The 19,295-nt window shown below is 74.6% G+C and carries 15 protein-coding genes; 11 read left to right on the plus strand and 4 right to left on the minus strand.

The genetic code is table 11. The features are described from left to right. Positions 1-35: 35 nt before the first annotated feature. Both GWJ10_RS14225 and GWJ10_RS14230 read right to left on the minus strand, forming a co-directional pair. Positions 36-1,325 (minus strand): hypothetical protein, encoded by a 1,290-nt coding sequence (locus GWJ10_RS14225; RefSeq protein ID WP_163188166.1) that lies wholly within the window; start codon positions 1,323-1,325, stop codon positions 36-38. Positions 1,326-1,343: 18 nt separating this feature from the next. After that, positions 1,344-2,807, minus strand: coding sequence for a polysaccharide biosynthesis tyrosine autokinase (locus GWJ10_RS14230; RefSeq protein ID WP_061268684.1), 1,464 nt, complete (start codon positions 2,805-2,807; stop codon positions 1,344-1,346). Between the two features lie 209 nt (positions 2,808-3,016). Here GWJ10_RS14230 and GWJ10_RS14235 point away from each other — a divergent pair, with 209 nt between their 5' ends. Together GWJ10_RS14235 and mfd are read left to right on the plus strand one after the other, a co-directional pair. After that, positions 3,017-4,360 carry an oligosaccharide flippase family protein gene (locus tag GWJ10_RS14235; RefSeq protein ID WP_241005821.1) on the plus strand — a complete coding sequence of 448 codons (1,344 nt, stop codon included), beginning with the start codon at positions 3,017-3,019 and terminating at the stop codon, positions 4,358-4,360. 110 nt (positions 4,361-4,470) lie between these two features. Next, on the plus strand, positions 4,471-8,223 hold the full coding sequence (gene mfd, locus GWJ10_RS14240; protein WP_163188168.1) for a transcription-repair coupling factor: 3,753 nt from the start codon (positions 4,471-4,473) through the stop codon (positions 8,221-8,223). A 7-nt stretch (positions 8,224-8,230) separates the two neighbouring features. Here the strand turns inward: mfd and GWJ10_RS14245 are convergent, their stop codons facing one another. Continuing rightward, positions 8,231-8,935, minus strand: a complete 705-nt coding sequence (locus GWJ10_RS14245; protein WP_061268681.1) for a low molecular weight phosphatase family protein — start codon at positions 8,933-8,935, stop codon at positions 8,231-8,233. Positions 8,936-9,190: 255 nt separating this feature from the next. Here GWJ10_RS14245 and GWJ10_RS14250 point away from each other — a divergent pair, with 255 nt between their 5' ends. Further along, positions 9,191-9,631, plus strand: coding sequence for an adenylyltransferase/cytidyltransferase family protein (locus GWJ10_RS14250; protein ID WP_021483197.1), 441 nt, complete (start codon positions 9,191-9,193; stop codon positions 9,629-9,631). Between the two features lie 12 nt (positions 9,632-9,643). Here the strand turns inward: GWJ10_RS14250 and GWJ10_RS14255 are convergent, their stop codons facing one another. Then, positions 9,644-9,862, minus strand: coding sequence for a PLD nuclease N-terminal domain-containing protein (locus GWJ10_RS14255; RefSeq protein WP_061268680.1), 219 nt, complete (start codon positions 9,860-9,862; stop codon positions 9,644-9,646). A 258-nt stretch (positions 9,863-10,120) separates the two neighbouring features. On the opposite strand from GWJ10_RS14255, the gene GWJ10_RS14260 reads away from it, so the two are divergent. The 8 genes from GWJ10_RS14260 (at position 10,121) to GWJ10_RS14295 (ending at position 19,281) form a co-directional block, all read left to right on the plus strand. Then, positions 10,121-12,307 (plus strand): carbohydrate-binding module family 20 domain-containing protein, encoded by a 2,187-nt coding sequence (locus tag GWJ10_RS14260; RefSeq protein WP_163188170.1) that lies wholly within the window; start codon positions 10,121-10,123, stop codon positions 12,305-12,307. Between the two features lie 123 nt (positions 12,308-12,430). Next, on the plus strand, positions 12,431-13,210 hold the full coding sequence (locus tag GWJ10_RS14265; RefSeq protein WP_241005822.1) for a MazG family protein: 780 nt from the start codon (positions 12,431-12,433) through the stop codon (positions 13,208-13,210). Between the two features lie 207 nt (positions 13,211-13,417). Next, positions 13,418-14,704: a phosphopyruvate hydratase gene (eno, locus tag GWJ10_RS14270; RefSeq protein WP_061268679.1), complete on the plus strand. Its 1,287-nt coding sequence runs from the start codon at positions 13,418-13,420 to the stop codon at positions 14,702-14,704. A 192-nt stretch (positions 14,705-14,896) separates the two neighbouring features. Beyond that, positions 14,897-15,718 carry a septum formation initiator family protein gene (locus GWJ10_RS19875; RefSeq protein WP_241005823.1) on the plus strand — a complete coding sequence of 274 codons (822 nt, stop codon included), beginning with the start codon at positions 14,897-14,899 and terminating at the stop codon, positions 15,716-15,718. A 41-nt stretch (positions 15,719-15,759) separates the two neighbouring features. Further along, a complete protein-coding gene (locus GWJ10_RS14280; RefSeq protein ID WP_241005824.1) occupies positions 15,760-16,287 on the plus strand; it encodes a DUF501 domain-containing protein in 528 nt (175 codons plus the stop codon). Positions 16,288-16,308: 21 nt separating this feature from the next. Continuing rightward, positions 16,309-17,343 (plus strand): Ppx/GppA phosphatase family protein, encoded by a 1,035-nt coding sequence (locus GWJ10_RS14285; protein ID WP_163188172.1) that lies wholly within the window; start codon positions 16,309-16,311, stop codon positions 17,341-17,343. 211 nt (positions 17,344-17,554) lie between these two features. Further along, positions 17,555-17,887 (plus strand): PadR family transcriptional regulator, encoded by a 333-nt coding sequence (locus tag GWJ10_RS14290; RefSeq protein WP_034651541.1) that lies wholly within the window; start codon positions 17,555-17,557, stop codon positions 17,885-17,887. Then, a complete protein-coding gene (locus GWJ10_RS14295; protein ID WP_163188174.1) occupies positions 17,887-19,281 on the plus strand; it encodes a hypothetical protein in 1,395 nt (464 codons plus the stop codon). The genes GWJ10_RS14290 and GWJ10_RS14295 overlap by 1 nt, the downstream gene beginning before the upstream one ends. The last annotated feature ends 14 nt before the right edge of the window (positions 19,282-19,295 follow it).

Here is a 19,295-nt window from a genome sequence, read left to right on the forward strand (position 1 = left end):
GGGCACCGGCGCGTCCCGGGGGCTTCCCGGGGGGCTCAGGGACTACCGAGCGGGGTGGCGCTGCCGCGGTCGGGCAGCGTGTACGGCGTCGCGATCGCCACACCGAGCATGAGGACGGTGGCGGACACCGAGTAGAACGGGCTGAAGAGCAGGTCCCACGCGCACGAGAGCGCGAGGTAGAGCAGGAGTGCCGACGCCGCGTTGCGGCCGAGGTCGGCCAGCGTGCCGCGCCAGACGACGACGACGCACGCGACGGCGAACAGCATGCCGACGAGCCCGAACCGGATCCACTGGTCGCCGAGCACGGAGTGCACCTCGAAGCCCGACCCGAAGAGGTACTTCTCCACGTAGCCGTTGTTCGGGTCGTAGTTGAGCCGCGCCATCCCGGTCTTGGCGGTGAGCAGGTCCTCGAGGTTGGGCACAGCGCCTGCTCCGTACCCCCAGGGTCGGGCCGCGACGAGCGCGGTCGCGGCCCCCATCTCGGGCCGCCCGCCCGTGAAGACGGAGCCCGACGTCTGGATCTGCATCTCCGTGCGCTGCTGCGCGTCCGCGCCGAGGTAGCCGTCGAGCACGAGGGTCTGCATCCCGAGGAAGACGACGAGCGCGAGCACGCCGAGCTGCGTCGCGACGCGCACCCCGCCGGACCGCACGCGCAGGCCGGTGCGCATCGCCTGCCAGGCGACGAGGAGAGCGACCATGAGCATCGTCGTCGCCGCCGACCGGGAGTCGTTGACCGCGGAGACCCCGGCGAGCGCGAGGGCGGCGACGACCTGGAGCCCGCGCGACCGCGTGCTGAGGCACAGCGCGAGCACGAGCACGGTCACGGGCATGCCGAACGTGTACTTCCAGGGGTTGTCGGCGCCCCCCGTCCGGAGCACGGCCGCGGCGAGCGCGCCGACCCCGAAGAGGACGGCGACGGTCGAGGTCTCGAGGACGGCGCGGCACCACAGGAGCACCCCGGCGCCGAGGACGAGCGCCGAGAGCGTGATGAGGCCGTCACGCAGCGCCAGCGACGACAGCACGCGGTCCGGGGCGGAGAGCTCGGTGAGCAGGACGCCGCTGAGCAGGGCGAGGACGCCGAGCCCTACGAACCACCGGCCGGGCCGGGACCGGCGCACGACGGGGAGCCACACGGGGAGCAGCACGAGCCCGACGACGATCGCCGGGGTGATCCCCGCGACGGTCGGGACCCAGGCGCCGCACGCGAGGGCGGCTGCGCCGGCCGCGATCCGCGTCGCGACGTCGGACGCCCCCGGGAGGGGCTGCGGCGCCGGGACGGTCGTCCGGGGCCCGGTGCCGGGCTCGGCCCCGGCGCGCGCCGTCATCGCGTCGTCATCCGGTCGTCACGGCGTCGTGCGGCGGTCCGCGTCCTCGACGGCGCGCGGCGCCGCCGCGTCGTCGGCCGTCGCGACGGGGCGGACGTCCGCGGATCCGGTCTCGCGAGAGAACGCGCCGGGGATGCCGACCCGGGGGTCGTCGACGTAGTAGGCGCTGCGCCCGCGCGGCTTGACGTCGTTGAGCACGATGCCGATGACGTCCGCCTCGCCCCGCTCGAACTTGTCGACCGTCTGGCGCAGCCGCGAGATGCGGGTCTTGCGGGCCCGCGCGACGACGAGCACGCCGTCCACGGCGCGTGAGAGCCACAGCGGGTCGCTCAGCGGGAGGATCGGCGCGGTGTCGATCACGACGTAGTCGTAGTGCGTCCGCAGGTCGCCGATGACGGCGACGAGCCGCTCGGAGGACAGCAGCACGCCGGGGTTCGCGGGCAGGACGCCGCTCGGCAGCACGAAGAGGTTGGGGCGCGTCCAGGGGAGCACGATGTCCTCCTGGGCCACGTCGCCGACGAGCAGGTTCGTCAGGCCGACCGACCCCTCCAGCCCGGTGACGCGCGCGATCGAGGGCCGGCGCAGGTCGGCGTCGACGAGGAGCACGCTGCTCCCGTCCTCGGCGAGCGAGAGCGCGAGGCTGATCGCGATCGAGCTCTTCCCCTCGCCCGCGTCGCCGGAGGAGACCATGAGCACACGGCGGCCGTGGTCGACGTCGGCGAAGCGCACGTTGGCGACGAGCGTGCGCACGCTCTCGGACGGGCGGCTGCCCGGCCCGGCGGCGACGACGGCGGGCAGCGACGTGCGCGACGGCACCTTGACGACCTCGCCGAGGAACGGCACGCCGAGCATCGACTGGATCGACGACGAGCTGACGACGCGGCGCGCGAGCAGCTCGCGCAGGACGGCGTACGTCACGCCGACGGCGAGGCCCGCGGCGAGGCCGACCATCGTGAGCAGGCGCGTGTTGGGCGCGATGGGGTTCACGGGCTGGCGCGCGGGGGCGATCGTCGTGATCCGCACGGCCGACGAGCTGTCGGCGAGCTGCGGCGACAGCTCGGGGACGGCCAGCGCGAGCTGGTCGCTGATGCCGTCGGCGATCTCGCGCGCGCGGTCCGGCGAGGTGTCGCTCACCGCGATCTCGATGACCACCGTGTTGAGCGGCGTGTTCACGCTGACGCTGCGGGCCAGGCGGGCGGGCGTGGTGTCGAGGCCCAGGTCCTCGATCACGGGCTCCAGCACGTACGGCGACTGCGCGAGCACCGCGTACGACGCCACGAGGTTCTGCACGTAGTTCGAGCCCTGCACGAGCTCGGCGGCGTTCTCGCCCTGCTCGGGGACGACCATCACCGACGCCGACGACTGGTACACCTTCGGTTCCGAGCGCGCGTAGCCGAACCCGGCGACCGCCCCCAGGACGGCGCACACGGCGACCACGACCCAGTGGCGCAGCACCGCGGTCACGTACTCGCGCAGCGTCATCTCTCGCCCTCCGCGGCCGGTCGGCACCGTCGGCGACGGGCCCTGCCGTCCACCGTAGTCGGGCGCACCGGACGGTCGCCGCAGGTCGGGCGGGATTCACCCTCCCGCGACGGTCGGATCTCGTGGAGAAGGTCCTAAGATCGTGAATTCCGGGCAGCGGGCCGGCGCTCGGGCCTGCGGGCGACGCACCGGGAGCACGAGGAGGACGAGTGGGCCTCTGGCGTTCGGTGACCGGGACGGCCGGCGCCAAGGTCGCCGTGATGGGCCTGGCGGGGCTCCTCGGGATCGTCACCAGCCGCCTCATCATCGAGCACTTCGGCGTCGCGTCCTACGCCCAGTACGGGCTGCTCAACGGGCTGCGCAACCTCCTGCCGTTCGCCGACCTCGGCATCGGCGCGGTCGTCATCAACGCCATCGCGGAGGCGTCGTCCCCGCGCGAGTCGGAGCGGGTCCACCGGACGCTGACGACGGCGCTGCGCGTCCTCACCGTCTCGGGCCTGACCATCGCCGCCGTGTGCGTGGCGATCCAGCTCCTCGGGTGGTGGCCCCTCCTGCTGGGCGACGGCCTCGTCGCGGGCGGGGACGTCGTCGCGACGCTGTGCCTCGTGGTGTTCGGGCTGTCGCTCCCGCTGGGGATCGGCATCCGGGTCCTCATCGGGCTCAAGCAGAACGTGCTCCAGACGTTCCTCCAGGGCATCGTGTCGCCGCTCTTCTTCGTCGGCGTCGTCGTGCTCGTCCTCGTCGGCAAGGGGCAGGGCGGCAACTACGTCGCGCTCGTCTCCTACGTCGCGGCCGGGCTCGCGTCGGCGATCACGGTGAGCGTCGCGGCGCGCCTGCTCGCGCCCCAGGTCGGCCGGGCGTTCCGCGACGTCCCGCGGCGCCGGGCCGTGCCCGGGGTGCCGGTGGCAGCGGTCGCGGTGCCGATGCTCGTGCAGTCCGTCGCGATGCCGGTCGCGATGCAGAGCGACCGGCTGCTCCTGTCCCACCTGTCGACGACGCAGGCGCTCGCGCAGTACACGTTCGCGACCCAGCTCTTCGGGCTCGTCATGCAGGCGATCATCGCGGCGGGGGTCAGCATGTGGCCCTACTTCGCGCAGGCGCGGGCGCGCGACGAGGTGATGAGCCCGTTCCGGATCTCGCTCGCGTTCCTCGCCGGGGGCGTGCTGCTGTCCACGGTGCTCGCGCTGTGCCTGCCGTTCCTCCAGGACGTGGTCGCCGACGGCAAGATCACCGTGCCGCTCGCGCTCGTCCTCGGCTACTGCGCGCTCGTCGCGGTCCAGGCGCTCAACTACCCGCCGGGCATGTACATGACCGACGAGCGCGGCCTGCGGTTCCAGGTCGTCCCTGTCCTGCTCATGACCGTGAGCAACGTGGCGCTCTCGTGGGTGCTCATCGAGCCGCTGGGCGCGGCCGGGCCGGTCGTCGGGTCGGCGGTCGCGATCCTCGTCTTCCAGGTGGTGCCGAACTCGATCTGGGTCGCCCGGGACCTGCGCGCCCGGCGGCGGGCCGCGGCGGCGGGCAGCTCGGAGGAGGCCCCGGTGGCGGGGGCCTGACGCACGCCCGCGCGCGGAACGATGTGGGTCCACGCGCGTAGTGTGGACGCCGGACCCGATCGCCCGCCCCGGTCGGGACCGTCGTCGTGCCCTCTCCTCGAAGGACCCCCATGAACCTCACCGGCATCCTGCCCGCGCTGCTCGCCGACCAGGCCGCGACGGCCGCGGTCGAGCACGTGCGCGCCCGCGGCGAGGCCGACGTCGTCGGCCCGGCCGGCGTCCGCCCGCCGCTCCTCGCGGCGATGGCGGGGGCGCGCGCGACGGGGCCGGTGCCGGACGGCGACGCCCCGGCGTCGGGCGGTCGGGGCGGCCCGGCGTGGGCCGCGGGCTCGCGCCCGCTCGTGGTGGTGACCGCGACGGGGCGCGACGCGGACGAGCTGGCCGCGAGCGTGCGCGCCTACCTGCCGGACGAGCTGGGCGACGTCGTCGCGGTGCTGCCGAGCTGGGAGACGCTGCCGCACGAGCGCCTGAGCCCGCGCGCGGACACGGTCGCCAAGCGCATCGCGGTGTTCCGGCGCCTCGCGCACCCGGACCCGGAGGTCGGCCCGTCCGGTCCCGTCCGGGTGCTCGTCATGCCGGTCCGGGCGCTCCTGCAGCCCGTCGTGGACGGGCTGGGGGACCTCGAGCCGGTCGAGCTGCACGCGGGCACGACGGCGGACCTCACCGACGTCGCGGAGCGGCTCGTCGCGGCGGCGTACACGCGCGTGGACATGGTCGAGCGGCGCGGCGAGTTCGCGGTCCGCGGCGGCATCCTCGACATCTTCCCGCCCACGGAGGACCACCCGCTGCGCGTGGAGTTCTGGGGCGACGAGGTGTCGGAGATCCGCTGGTTCGCGGTCGCCGACCAGCGCAGCCTGGAGATCGCCGAGCACGGCCTGTGGGCGCCGCCGTGCCGCGAGATCCTGCTCACGGACTCGGTGCGGGCGCGGGCCGCCGCGCTGGTGGAGGACCTGCCGGGCGCGACGGAGATGCTGGACCGGCTCGCGGCGGGCGTCGCGGTGGAGGGCATGGAGTCCCTCGCGCCGGTGCTCGTGGACCGCATGGTCCCGGTGCTCGAGCTCGTGCCCGACGACGCGCTCCTCGTCGTGGACGACGCCGAGCGCGTGCGCCGTCGCGCGCACGACCTGGTGGCGACCACGGAGGAGTTCCTCGCCGCGGCCTGGACGGGCGCGGTGGCGGGGGGCAAGGCGCCGGTCGACCTGTCCGCGGCGTCGTTCGAGACGTTCTCCGAGGTGCGCGCGGTCGCGCAGCGCCGCGGTCTGGGCTGGTGGACGCTGTCGTCGTTCGCGCTCGACAACCCCGACCTCGACGTCCCGCCGGACGCCGACGGGGGCGCCGACGGGAGCGCCGACGCGGCGGGCGGCGGCTCGGGCACGACGGCCGCCCACGTCGGCGAGAGCGCCGACGGCGTGCCGACCTTCACGCTCGGTGCGCGCGACGTCGAGTCCTACCGCGGCGACGTGGCGCGCGCGCTCGACGACGTGCGGGGACTGCAGCACGCGGGCTGGCGGCTCGTGCTCACGACGGAGGGCCACGGGCCGGCCAAGCGCATGGTCGAGCAGCTCGGCGCGGCGGACACGCCCGCGCGGCTCGTGCCGCGGCTCGACGACGAGCCCGAGGGCGGCATCGTCCTCGTCACGCCGGCGATGGTCGGCAAGGGCTTCGTCGCGCCGGGGCTGCGGCTCGCCGTCTTCTCCGAGGCCGACCTCACGGGCCGGGCCGGCACGAGCACGCGCGACATGCGCAAGATGCCCAGCCGGCGTCGCAACGTCGTCGACCCGCTCCAGCTCAAGGCGGGCGACTTCGTGGTGCACGAGCAGCACGGCGTGGGCCGCTTCGTCGAGCTCGTGCAGCGCACGCTCGGCACGGGCGGCAACGCCGCGACGCGCGAGTACCTCGTGATCGAGTACGCGTCGAGCAAGCGTGGCCAGCCGGGCGACCGCCTGTTCGTGCCCATGGACCAGCTCGACCAGGTCACGAAGTACACGGGCGGCGAGGCACCGAGCCTCAACAAGATGGGCGGGTCTGACTGGGCCAAGACGAAGTCCCGCGCGCGCAAGCACGTCAAGGAGATCGCGGGCGAGCTCATCCGCCTGTACTCGGCGCGCATGGCGACGCAGGGCCATGCGTTCGGCCCGGACACGCCGTGGCAGCGCGAGCTGGAGGACGCGTTCGCGTACGTCGAGACGCCCGACCAGCTCGCGACGATCGACGAGGTCAAGGCCGACATGGAGAAGACGGTCCCGATGGACCGGCTCGTGTGCGGCGACGTCGGCTACGGCAAGACGGAGATCGCGATCCGCGCGGCGTTCAAGGCGGTCCAGGACGGCAAGCAGGTCGCGGTGCTGGTGCCCACGACGCTGCTCGTGCAGCAGCACCTCGAGACGTTCTCCGAGCGGTACGCGGGCTTCCCCGTGACGGTCAAGGCGCTGTCGCGCTTCCAGACCCCCAAGGAGTCCGAGGAGGTCGTGGACGGGCTGGCCAAGGGGACGGTGGACGTCGTCATCGGCACCCACCGCCTCATCACGGGCAGCGTGCGGTTCAAGGACCTGGGCCTCGTCATCATCGACGAGGAGCAGCGGTTCGGCGTCGAGCACAAGGAGACGCTCAAGCAGCTGCGGACCAACGTGGACGTGCTCGCCATGTCCGCGACCCCGATCCCGCGCACGCTCGAGATGGCCGTCACGGGCATCCGCGAGATGTCGACCCTCGCGACCCCGCCGGAGGAGCGCCACCCCGTCCTCACGTACGTCGGGGCGTACGAGGAGAAGCAGATCGCCGCGGCGCTGCGCCGCGAGCTCCTGCGCGAGGGTCAGGTGTTCTACGTGCACAACAAGGTCGAGACGATCGAGCGCACCGCGGCGCGGCTGCGCGAGCTCGTCCCCGAGGCCCGCGTGGGCGTCGCGCACGGCAAGATGAACGAGCACCAGCTCGACCAGGTGATCCGGGCGTTCTGGGAGAAGGAGCTCGACGTCCTCGTCTGCACGACGATCATCGAGACGGGCCTCGACATCTCCAACGCGAACACGCTCATCCTCGAGCGCGCGGACATGCTCGGCCTCTCCCAGCTCCACCAGCTCCGCGGCCGCGTGGGCCGCGGGCGCGAGCGCGCGTACGCGTACTTCCTGTACCCGCCCGAGCGACCCCTCACCGAGACCGCGCACGATCGCCTCGCCACGATCGCGGCCCACACCGACCTCGGCGCGGGCATGCAGGTCGCGATGAAGGACCTCGAGATCCGCGGCGCGGGCAACCTGCTCGGCGGGGAGCAGTCCGGCCACATCGCGGGCGTCGGGTTCGACCTGTACGTGCGCATGGTGGGGGAGGCCGTCGCCAACTACCGGGGCGACGGGCCCGAGGAGCAGCCGGAGGTCTCGATCGAGCTCCCGGTCGACGCGCACCTGCCGGAGTCCTACATCGCGACCGAGCGTCTGCGGCTCGAGGCGTACAAGAAGATCGCCGCCGCGGCCGACGCGCCGGAGCTCGCCGAGGTGCGGGCCGAGCTCGTCGACCGCTACGGCGCCCTCCCGGACGTCGCGTCCGCGCTGTTCGACGTCGCCGACTTCCGCAACCACGCCCGCCGGGCGGGGCTCACGGACGTCACCGCGCAGGGCAAGTTCATCCGGTTCGCGCCGGTCGACCTCCCCGAGTCGGCGCAGCTGCGGCTCAAGCGCCTCTACCCGGGCACGCTGCTCAAGCCCGCGATCCGGGCGATCCTCGTGCCGTACCCGACGACGGCGCGCATCGGCGGCCGCCCGCTGCGTGGCGCGGAGGTCCTCGGGTGGGCGCGCCAGCTCATCGACGCCGTGGTGCTCGGCGAGGTGAGCGCGGCCGCGACGGTGGGGACGTCGTCGGCCCGCTGACGCGCGGTCAGCGCAGGCGCCAGCTCCGCCGGCCGCCGTGCCGGGGCGAGCTGCTGCCGCCGCGCCCGGTAGGGTCGGTGCCGTCCCCGCCGCCGGGGAACGGCGGCGTGCGCGCGCCGCGCTCGGTGAGGGTGGGGGACCACTCGAGGCGCCGGGCGGCGGGCGGGTGCACGACGCGGGCGACCGCCGCGACGGCGGTGTCGATCGTCGTGAACGCCTGCCGGTAGGCCCGCTCGGAGCGACCGTGCGGGTCCGGGATGTCGAGGGGTGTGCGCGGGGTGATCGTCCGGACGCGCTGCGCGCTCGCGATCTCCGGGAGGCGGGCGATCCGGTCGGCGTCGGTCTCGTCCGGGTCGACGGGCAGGTCGATCGCCGAGAGCAGCGCGGCGAGCTCCAGGAGCGTGTAGGTGCGTCGGACGGCCTGCGGGACGAGGGTGACGACGGCGGCCCGCTGGGCCCGGGACATCGTGAGGACGAGGTCCGCCTGCTCGATCATCGCCGCCGTGAGCTGCCGCCCGGTGTGCGTCGACGCCTCCAGGCCGCGTGCCGTGAGCAGCCGCGCCATCGGCTCGTCGAGCGGTGCTCCTTCGAGCGCGTGCGTCCCGGCGCTCGACACCGTGACGCTCGTGTCGCTGCGGATGCTCAGCAGCCTCTCGGCGGTGGGGGAGCGGCAGACGTTCCCGGTGCACACGGTGAGGACCTGGGACGGCATGACTGAGGTCGGCACTCCCTCCGGTGCGCGGGGACGTCGTCCGGAAAGGCGACCGACCGAAGGTAGCACGCAGCGATCGGGCCCCTGCCGGGCGGGCGGGCGGGTGCGCTCCCACGCGCTCGTGGGGCCCACAATTCACCCGGTGGGCCGCACTCTTCACCCTCGGAGGGCGTGGTTTCGGGTCTCCTCCCGGTCCTAGCCTGGACGCGGCCCCCTCGCCGTGCGGGGCGCGCGGCCGAGGACGGGAGGACGGGCATGAAGGTCGGGTACGCCCCCGGTGCGTGGGACCTGTTCCACGTCGGGCACCTCAACGTCCTCCGGCACGCCCGCAGCGAGTGCGACTACCTCGTCGCGGGTGTCGTGGACGACGACATGCTCGAGCTCGCCAAGGGCCGGCGCCCGGTCGTCCCCGTCACGGAGCGCGCGGAGATCGTCCGCCACGTCCGGTTCGTCGACGAGGTGTTCGTCGAGACCCAGCCCGACAAGCTCGAGACCTGGCGCCAGCGCCCGTTCGACGTGTTCTTCAAGGGCGACGACTGGCGCGGCACCCCGAAGGGCGCGGAGCTGGAGCGTCGCTTCGCCGAGGTGGGCGTCGAGGTCGTCTACTTCCCCTACACCGTGCACACGTCGAGCACGGCGCTGCGGCGCGCGCTGACGCTGCTCGAGCCGACGGCGGGGCTCACGGTCGAGGGCTGAGCCCTCCCGCGGTCAGCTCTTGCGGCCGTCGAGGAAGTAGGCGATGGGCCCGACCCAGTTGACGAGGAGCGCGAGGCCCCACGCGAGCTTGGTCCCGTTCACCTGGTCGGCCGGCCGACGCACGAGGTCCCGGTACGCCGCGGCGGTGAGCGTGACCTGGGCGGCTCCCACCACCCCGACGGCGATCCGCTGACCCTTCGTCAGGTCCTTCCACCGGCGCTTGGTTCCCATGGCGTCTCCTCTCGATGTGTCCTCCGACGCTATGCCGTCCGGGCCGCCGCCGCACCGGCACGACCCGTCCGCACGACCCGTGGACACAGGTCGTGACAGCCCGCGCCGGTCTCTGTAAGGTTGCAGCAACATCCGGAAACATCCTGCAACGCCGCAGGTGCCGGTCGCGCCCGCCACCCCGGGGCGCTCGTCATCACCGCGTGGCCCGCCCGTGCTCGACGCCGAGCGAGGGGCGGCCGCATCCTCGAAGGAGCTGCAATGACGCGCACCACCGACCTCGCCGGACCCCCGGCGCCCACCCTCGTCCCCGCAGGCCGCCCCGCCAGCCCGCACCGCGGGCGCCTGCGCCGCGTCCTCGCGGCCGGCGCCTCGGCGGCCCTCGCGCTGACCGCGGCGCTGGCCGCGGTCCCGGTCGCCGGACCCGCCGCGGCCGCGCCGCCCGTGCCGACGCCCGTCGTCGACTCCCCGAACGGCCGGGGCGACGTGATCCTCAACCTCTTCCAGTGGACGTGGGACTCCGTAGCCGCCGAGTGCACGAGCACCATCGGCCCGGCCGGGTTCGGCTACGTCCAGGTCTCGCCGCCGCAGGAGCACATCCAGGGCACGGCCTGGTGGACCTCCTACCAGCCCGTCAGCTACGAGCTCGAGTCGAAGCTCGGCACCCGCGCCGAGTTCCAGCGCATGGTGAGCGCCTGCAAGGCGGCAGGCGTGGGCGTGATCGTCGACGCGGTCGTCAACCACACGGCGGGCGCCGACACCGGGTCCGGCACCGGGACCGGCGGGACGAGCTACTCCGTGGACAGCTTCCCGGGCGTCCCGTACGGGCCGAACGACTTCAACGACTGCCGGTCGAACATCAGCAACTACGGCGACCGGTACAACGTCCAGAACTGCCGCCTCGTCTCGCTCCAGGACCTGCGGACGGGCTCCGACTACGTGCGCGGCAAGATCGCGGGCTACCTCAACGACCTCCTGTCGCTCGGCGTCTCGGGCTTCCGCATCGACGCCGCGAAGCACATCCCGGCCGCTGACCTCGCGGCGATCAAGGCGCGGCTCACGAACCCGAACGTCTTCTGGGTGCACGAGGTCATCGGCGCGAGCGGCGAGCCGATCCAGCCCTCGGAGTACCTCGGTTCCGGCGACTCGCACGAGTTCTTCTACGCGCGCGAGCTGAAGTCCCGGTTCGACGCCCAGATCAAGGACCTGCGCACCATCGGCGACAACAAGCTCCCCTCCGACCGCGCGGGCGTCTTCGTCGACAACCACGACACCGAGCGCAACGGCGAGACGATGAACTACAAGTGGGGCGCCAAGTACCGGCTCGCCAACGCGTTCATGCTCTCGTGGCCCTACGGCGCACCGAGCGTCTACTCGGGCTACACGTGGAGCGACAAGGACGCGGGTGCGCCCGGCGCCTCGGCCACCTCCGTGCCCGACGCGAACTGTGCCGACAGCGCCTGGGTCTGCACGCAGCGCTGGACCGAGATCGCGGGCATGGTCGGCTTCCACAACGCGGTCGCCGGGACCCCGGTGACGGGCTGGTGGGACGACGGGAACAACCACATCGCCTACGGGCGAGGCGCCAAGGGCTACGTGACGATCAACAACTCCGCGAACGCCGTGACGCGCACCTACCAGACCTCGCTCCCCGCCGGGACGTACTGCGACGTCGTGGCGTCGATGGACTGCTCGAAGACCGTCTCCGTCTCCGGCTCGGGCACCTTCACGGCGACGGTGCCCGCGTACGGGGCGCTCGCGCTCCACGTCGGGGCGCGCGGCGACGGCGGCACCGGGGGCCCCGGGCCCGTCGACCCGGCCGGCACGACGACCGTCTACTACGCGACCGACAAGGGCTGGAACGCGTACAACGTCCACTACAAGGTCGGCACGGGCGCCTGGACCGCCGTCCCCGGGGTCCCGATGACGGCGGCCTGCACAGGCTGGGTCTCGCGGCAGATCACCCTGCCCAGCGGGGCGACGGGCGCGGCCGCGACCGTCACCGCCGCCTTCACGAACGGCTCGGGCGCCTGGGACAGCAACGGCGGCAAGGACTACTCCCTGTCCGGCGCCGCGGTCGCCGTCTCCGGCGGGACGGTCACGGCGGGCGACCCGTGCGACGGCGGCGGGTCGCCGGGCGGGCCGGCCGAGGGGCAGGGCGACGCGTCGTTCTCCGTCGCCGCCACCACCACGTGGGGCCAGACGGTCCACGTCGTCGGCAGCATCCCGGCGCTCGGATCCTGGGCGCCCGCGAACGGCGTCCCGCTGTCGTCGTCGGCCTACCCGGTGTGGACCGCGCGCGTCGACCTCCCGGCCGGCACGACCTTCCAGTACAAGTACGTCAAGCGCGACGGCGGCGGGAACGTCGTCTGGGAGAGCGGCGGCAACCGCACGGCGACGGTCGGCGCCGACGGCTCCGTGACGCTGTCGGACACCTGGCGGTCGTAGCGCTTCCGCCATCCCAGCACGCGGTCGTGGCCCGGCCCGGGCCACGACCGCGTGCTGGGGCCAGGCAGCGACGGCAGGATCGACCGACGGCGACCGCGTGCCCGGCGAACCTACGATGAGGCGGTGACCGCCTCCGAGCCCTCGGCAGCCCCGCACCCGCACGAGCCCGCGCACGACCGCGCGCCCGGCGCCGCGACCGACCCGCTGCGCGACGTCGTCGCCGTCATGGACCGCCTCTACTCCCCGGGCGGGTGCCCGTGGGACCGCGAGCAGACGCACGTCTCGCTCGTGCGGTACCTCCTCGAGGAGGCGCACGAGCTCGCCGACGCCATCGAGACCGACGACCGCGCCGGGATGCGCGAGGAGCTCGGCGACCTGCTCCTGCAGGTGCTGTTCCACGCGCGCATCGCGAGCGAGGAGCCGGACCCGTTCACCGTCGACGACGTCGCCGCCGACCTCGCGGCGAAGCTGGTGCGGCGCCACCCGCACGTGTTCGCGGACGCCGACGCGACCGACCTGCACGGGCAGTGGGACGCGATCAAGAAGGCGGAGAAGCAGCGCTCGTCGGTGCTCGAGGGCATCTCGCACACGCAAGGGGCGCTCGCCCGCGCGCAGAAGGTCCTGTCCCGGGCCGGTCGCGGCGGCCTCGGCGACGTCGTCGGCGCGGCGCTCGCGGCGCCGTCGGGCACCGGGGCGGGTGCGGTCGGCGAGGACGGCGCCGGCCCGACGCCGGACGAGCGGCTCGGGCGCGAGCTGCTCGCGCTCGTGGCCCGCGCGGAGGCCGACGGGCTCGACGCGGAGGCCGCGCTGCGGGGCGAGCTGCGGCGCGTCGAGGCGCGGATCGTCGCGGCCGAGACGTCGGCAGGGGCGCCCGCGGAGCCCGGCCCGGCGGTGCAGGGCTGAGGCGGGACGTTCGTCCCGATCGTCGACGCGCAGGTCCCCGACCCGGGGCCCACGGACCGGACGCAGCGGCGCAGGTCACAACCGGGCACTAGGCTGTGGTCGTAAACCCACCATCGTCGCGGGCGCGCACGCGGCGTCCCGGGTTTCCCTGCCCGGGTCCGCCACCACCGTTCGAAGCGCCCGCAGCCCTGCCCCGAAGGAGCACCTGTGGCCAGCATCGAAGCCGTTGGAGCGCGCGAGATCCTCGACTCCCGCGGAAACCCGACCGTCGAGGTCGAGGTCGTCCTGGACGACGGGACGTTCGCCCGCGCCGGAGTGCCCTCGGGCGCGTCGACCGGTGCGTTCGAGGCCGTCGAGCGTCGTGACGGCGACAAGTCCCGCTACCTGGGCAAGGGTGTCGAGGGCGCGGTGAACTCCGTGATCGACGACATCGCCCCGGAGCTCATCGGCTTCGAGGCCGAGGACCAGCGCCTCATCGACGCCGCCCTCATCGACCTCGACGGCACCCCGAACAAGGGCAAGCTCGGCGCGAACGCCATCCTCGGCGTCTCGCTCGCCGTCGCGAAGGCCGCCGCGAAGAGCGCGGGCCTCGACCTGTACCGCTACGTCGGCGGCCCGAACGCGCACGTCCTGCCCGTGCCGATGATGAACATCCTCAACGGCGGGTCGCACGCGGACTCGAACGTGGACATCCAGGAGTTCATGGTCGCCCCGATCGGCGCCTCCTCGTTCCGCGAGGCGCTGCGCACCGGCGCCGAGGTCTACCACGCGCTGAAGTCCGTGCTCAAGGAGAAGGGCCTGGCCACCGGCCTCGGCGACGAGGGCGGCTTCGCGCCGAACCTCGCGAGCAACCGCGAGGCGCTCGACCTCATCCTCGTCGCGATCGAGAAGGCCGGCTTCGCGCCGGGCACCGACGTGACGCTCGCGCTCGACGTCGCGTCCACCGAGTTCTTCAAGGACGGCGCGTACCAGTTCGAGGGCGGCGCGAAGACGCCGGCCGAGATGATCGCCTACTACGAGCAGCTCGTGCGCGACTACCCGCTGGTCTCCATCGAGGACCCGCTGTCCGAGGACGAGTGGGACAGCTGGTCGCAGCTCGTCGCCGAGGTCGGCGACAAGGTGCAGATCGTCGGCGACGACCTGTTCGTCACCAACCCGGAGCGTCTCGCGAAGGGCATCGAGCTCAAGGCGGCGAACTCGCTCCTCGTGAAGCTCAACCAGATCGGCACGCTCACCGAGACGCTCGACGCCGTCGAGCTCGCGCAGCGCAACGGCTTCACCGCGATGGTGTCGCACCGCTCGGGCGAGACCGAGGACACGACGATCGCGGACCTGTCCGTCGCGACGAACGCCGGGCAGATCAAGACGGGCGCCCCCGCCCGCGGCGAGCGCATCAACAAGTACAACCAGCTCCTGCGCATCGAGGAGGCGCTGGACGACGCCGCCCGCTACGCCGGCCGTGGCGCGTTCCCGCGCTGGACGGTGCAGGGCTGACCTGCGGCTGACTGTCGGTCGCGCACGACCCCGCCGGGACGACCCGGCACCCGGAGCCCGGAGGGCCGCTCGTCGGCCCGCCGGGCTCCGGCGCGTCCGGACGGGTGAAGAAGTCGTGTCGATCGCCTCACGTTCGCGGGCGCACCGCGCGTGCTCCCGGCGCGCCGCGTCTCGCGGCAGCACAATCGGGGCATGCCGTCCTCGCGTCGTCCCCCGCGCCCCGGTGCCCCCGCGCGGCCGGGCTCCGGGCCCGCGCGCGGCACGTCCGGGACGAAGCCCACGAAGCGCTCCGCGTCCTCGGGGTCCGCGAGCCCGCGCACGTCGGCCACGAGCGCCCCGCGGACGGCGTCGGGCTCCTCGGCGAAGTCCCCGGGCGGCGGTTCGACCGCCCGGACCCCGTCGTCGTCCGGCCTGCGCCGCCCTGCCGCGCGACCGAGCGGCGCGACGTCGACGCGACGTGCCGCCGGCCCCGCGCCCGAGGACCGGCGTCGGAGCCGCTACGGCTTCCTCCTGCCCGAGGTGGTGACCGTCCGGACCCTGGTCCTGTCCGTCGTCGTGCTCCTCGCCGCGGTGCTCCTGCTGCCGACGCTGCGCGCGTACGTCAACCAGACGGGGGAGCTGCGCGAGCTGCGCGCCGGCCTCGAGCAGGCGCAGGCCGAGCACACCGAGCTCGAGGCCGAGCTCGCCCGCTGGGACGACCAGGCGTACGTCGAGCGCGAGGCGCGGGACCGGCTCAACTTCGTCATGCCGGGGGAGCGGCCGTGGCGCGTGCTCGACCCGGAGACGGTCGTCGACGACACCGACCCGCAGACCGGGCGGACGATCACGGACGGGCCCGTCCGGGGGTACGAGGAGGGCACGCCCTGGTACGAGGCCATCTGGGAGTCGGTGCAGGTCGCGGGCGGTCCGCGCACGTCCGGCGGCGACGACGCAGGGACGTCCGACGGGACCGCGCCCGCGGGCGAGGAACCGGCCGGCGACGAGGGCGCTCCGCAGAGCGGGGAGAATGGGTGAGGCGTCGTCCCGACGCCGCCGACCGACCCGAAGGAAGTCCCGTGCCCGACGCCCGCCTGGCCATCCCCGCCGACGACCCGGACGCCGTCGTCACCGAGCGCGACCTCGAGACGCTCGCGGAGCAGCTCGGGCGCACCCCGCGCGGCGTCGTCGGCATCGCCGCGCGGTGCGCGTGCGGGCGCCCGCTCGTCGTCCGCACGGCGCCGAGGCTCGAGAACGGCACGCCGTTCCCCACGACCTACTACCTCACGAGCCCGGGCGCGGTCGCGGCCGCGTCGACGCTCGAGGCGAACGGCGTCATGAAGGAGATGTCGGAGCGGCTCACCGAGGACGAGGAGCTCGCCGCCGCCTACCGGCGCGCGCACGAGCACTACCTCGCGCAGCGTGAGGCGCTCGGCCACGTCGAGGAGATCGACGGCATCTCGGCGGGCGGGATGCCCACGCGCGTGAAGTGCCTGCACGTCCTCGTGGGCCACGCGCTCGCGGCCGGGCCGGGCGTCAACCCGCTGGGCGACGAGGCGCTCGAGCGCGTGCGCGACGTGTGGCGCCCCGACCGCTGCACCTGCTGACCGCGTGGCACGCTTGGACGCATGACCTCTGGCTCCACCTCTCCGCTCACCCGGGACCCGGGCGCGACCGCCGCGTCGGCCGCCTCGCCCGCCCCCGTCCCGCCCGGCGCCTCGCGCGTGGCGGCGATCGACTGCGGCACCAACTCGATCCGCCTCCTCGTCGCCGACGTCGACCCGCAGGCCGGGACGCTCGTCGACCTCGACCGCCGCATGGAGGTCGTCCGGCTCGGCCAGGGCGTCGACCGCACGGGTCGGCTCGCCCCCGAGGCGCTCGCGCGCACGCTCGACGCCGCGCGCCGCTACGCGCAGGTGATCGACGACCTGGGCGCGACGCGGACGCGCTTCGTCGCGACGTCGGCCACGCGGGACGCCGAGAACCGCGACGAGTTCGTCGCGGGCGTCCTCGACGCGCTCGGCGTCGAGCCCGAGGTCGTCTCGGGCGAGGAGGAGGCGGCGCTGTCGTTCCGCGGGGCGACGTCGACCGTCGCGGCCGTGCGCCCCGGCCCCTACGTCGTGGTGGACCTCGGCGGCGGCTCGACGGAGCTCGTGCTCGGCACGACGACGCCCGACGCCGCGTACTCGATGGACGTGGGGTGCGTGCGCATGACGGAGCGGCACCTGCGCTCCGACCCGCCGACCCCCGAGGAGGAGGCGGCGGCCCGCGCCGACGTGCGGGCCACGCTCGACGACGCGGCCCGCGTGGTGCCGCTCGGGCGGGCCGCGACGCTCGTCGGGCTCGCCGGGTCCGTCACGACGGTCACGGCCCACGCGCTCGGCCTCGCCCGGTACGACCGCGACCGGATCAACGGGTCCGTGCTGCCGGTCGACACCGTGCTCGCCGCCTGCGACGACCTGCTGCACCGCACGCGCGCCGAGCGCACCGCCCTGGGGTTCATGCACCCCGGGCGCGTCGACGTCATCGGCGCGGGCGCGCTCGTGTGGTCGGAGGTCGTGCGCCGTGTACGCGACGACGTCGCCGCCGCGGGCGGGTCGCTCACCGAGGTCGTGACGAGCGAGCACGACATCCTCGACGGCATCGCCTGGTCGCTCGCCTGACCCGGGGTCGCCCCGGCGGCCCCTCCTGCCCGACCGCCGAGCCCGGCGTCGCGTGGCACCGGCCGCCCGGTGCCCGCGGCCCGGGCTCCGGCGTCTTCGGGCGAGGGGCGTGTCGTGTGCACGGTACTGCGCATCGCACGGTAGTGTGCATCCCGTGATCCCGGTGGCCGAGCACCGGGACGGACCGGGGCCACGCCCGACGGAGGGACGGATGGACACCACGCAGCTGCTCAAGGGGGTGCTCGACGCGGCGGTGCTCGCCGCGGTCGAGGCCGAGGACGGGTACGGGTACGACGTCGTGCGGCGCCTGCGCGCGGCGGGGCTCGAGGACGTGGGGGACGCGTCCGTGTACGGGACGCTGCGGCGCCTGTACGCGGGCGGGGCGCTGACCACCTACGTCGTGCCGTCCGACGCCGGGCCGCACCGCAAGTACTACGGGATCAATCCGCAGGGCCGGGCCATGCTCGACCTGCACCGCAAGGAGTGGCAGACGTTCGCGGGCACCGTGTCCGCGCTGCTGCGGACCGGAGAGGTGGCCGCCTGATGAGCACGACGACCCCCGCGCAGCCGCCCGCCGGCGCGCCCGTCGGACGGGCCTTCTACGGGCACGTCCACGCCTACGCCCAGGAGGTGCGCGCGCACCTCGCCGACCTGCGCCCCGACCAGGTCGAGGAGCTCGCCGACGGGCTGGAGGCCGACCTCGCCGAGGCGGTCGTCGACGCGCCCGGCGCGCTCCCGCGCCGCGCCCCCGCTCCGGCGTCGTCCGACGGCGCTCCGGCCGGCACAGACGGCACAGACGGCACGGACGGCGCGGAGGTGCTCGACGACACGGGCCTCGACCTCGTCGCGTTCTTCGGTCCGCCCGCCGAGTACGCCGCCGAGCTGCGCACCGCGGCCGGCCTGCCTCCCGTCGCCCCGGGCGCCGCGCGGGGCCCGCGCCGTCGGCTGACCGGGCTCGGCGAGATGCTCGCGGCGGACTGGCGCGCGGGCTGGCAGCCCGTCACCTCGTCGCCGCAGTGGGCCTCGACGGCCGAGTTCCTGCGCGCCCTCACGCCCGCGTGGTGGATCCTGCGCGGCTGGGTCGTGGTGACGCTCCTGCTCGCCCTGGTCGCGGGGTACCAGGTGGCCGTGCTCCCGCCGGACCTGTCCGCGCGCGTCGTCGTGCTGATCGCGGTCGTCGTGAGCGTGCAGTGGGGCCGGGGCCGGTGGCTGCCCACCCGCGGGCTGCGGAAGGTCGGCCGTCCGCTGTCGGTCGCCGCGGCCGTCGCGGCCGTGCCCGCCGTCCTCGTCGCCGCCTCGGCGAGCGCGTCGAGCCCGTACGCGTGGGACCGCGGCTACGAGCAGGGCCGCAGCGACGCGAGCAGCGGCCTCGTGAGCAGCGTGTCGTTCGGGAGCGGGGACTCCCCGGGCACGGCGGGCGTGTGGGTCGACGGCGCGCAGGTGTCCAACCTCTTCGTGTACGACGCGGCGGGCGAGCCGCTCCGCGACGTCCAGGTCTTCGACGACCGCGGCCGCCAGGTCCGCACGGTCACCGAGGAGGGTGCCTCCGGGGCGTGGGCGGTGCCCGACGTCGAGGGCACGTGGTACTTCCAGCCCGCCGTCTCGACGGACGGGCGCGAGCGGTGGAACGTCTACCCGCTGCGCGCGGTCGCCGAGGAGGACGTCGAGTACCCCGAGGGCGACGGCCGCCCCGTCCCGGCGACGGGGACGCGCACGCGCGACATGCCGTGGCCGTTCCTCCAGGCGCCGACCGCGGTGCCGTCGAGCGTGGGGACGGGGGAGACGTCGTCGGGCACGGGCGGTGCGGGCGAGGCGCCGGCCGACGAGCCGGCCGAGGGCGACCCGGCGCCGTCGCAGGAGGCGCCCGCGACCCCGCCCGCGGGCGGGGTGGCGCCCGCACCGACCGGCCCGACGCCCGTCGTCGGCGCGATCGGCTGACCGGCGGGCCCGGG

The sequence above is a fragment of the Cellulosimicrobium sp. SL-1 genome (assembly GCF_011033075.1).
GTDB lineage: Bacteria > Actinomycetota > Actinomycetes > Actinomycetales > Cellulomonadaceae > Cellulosimicrobium > Cellulosimicrobium funkei.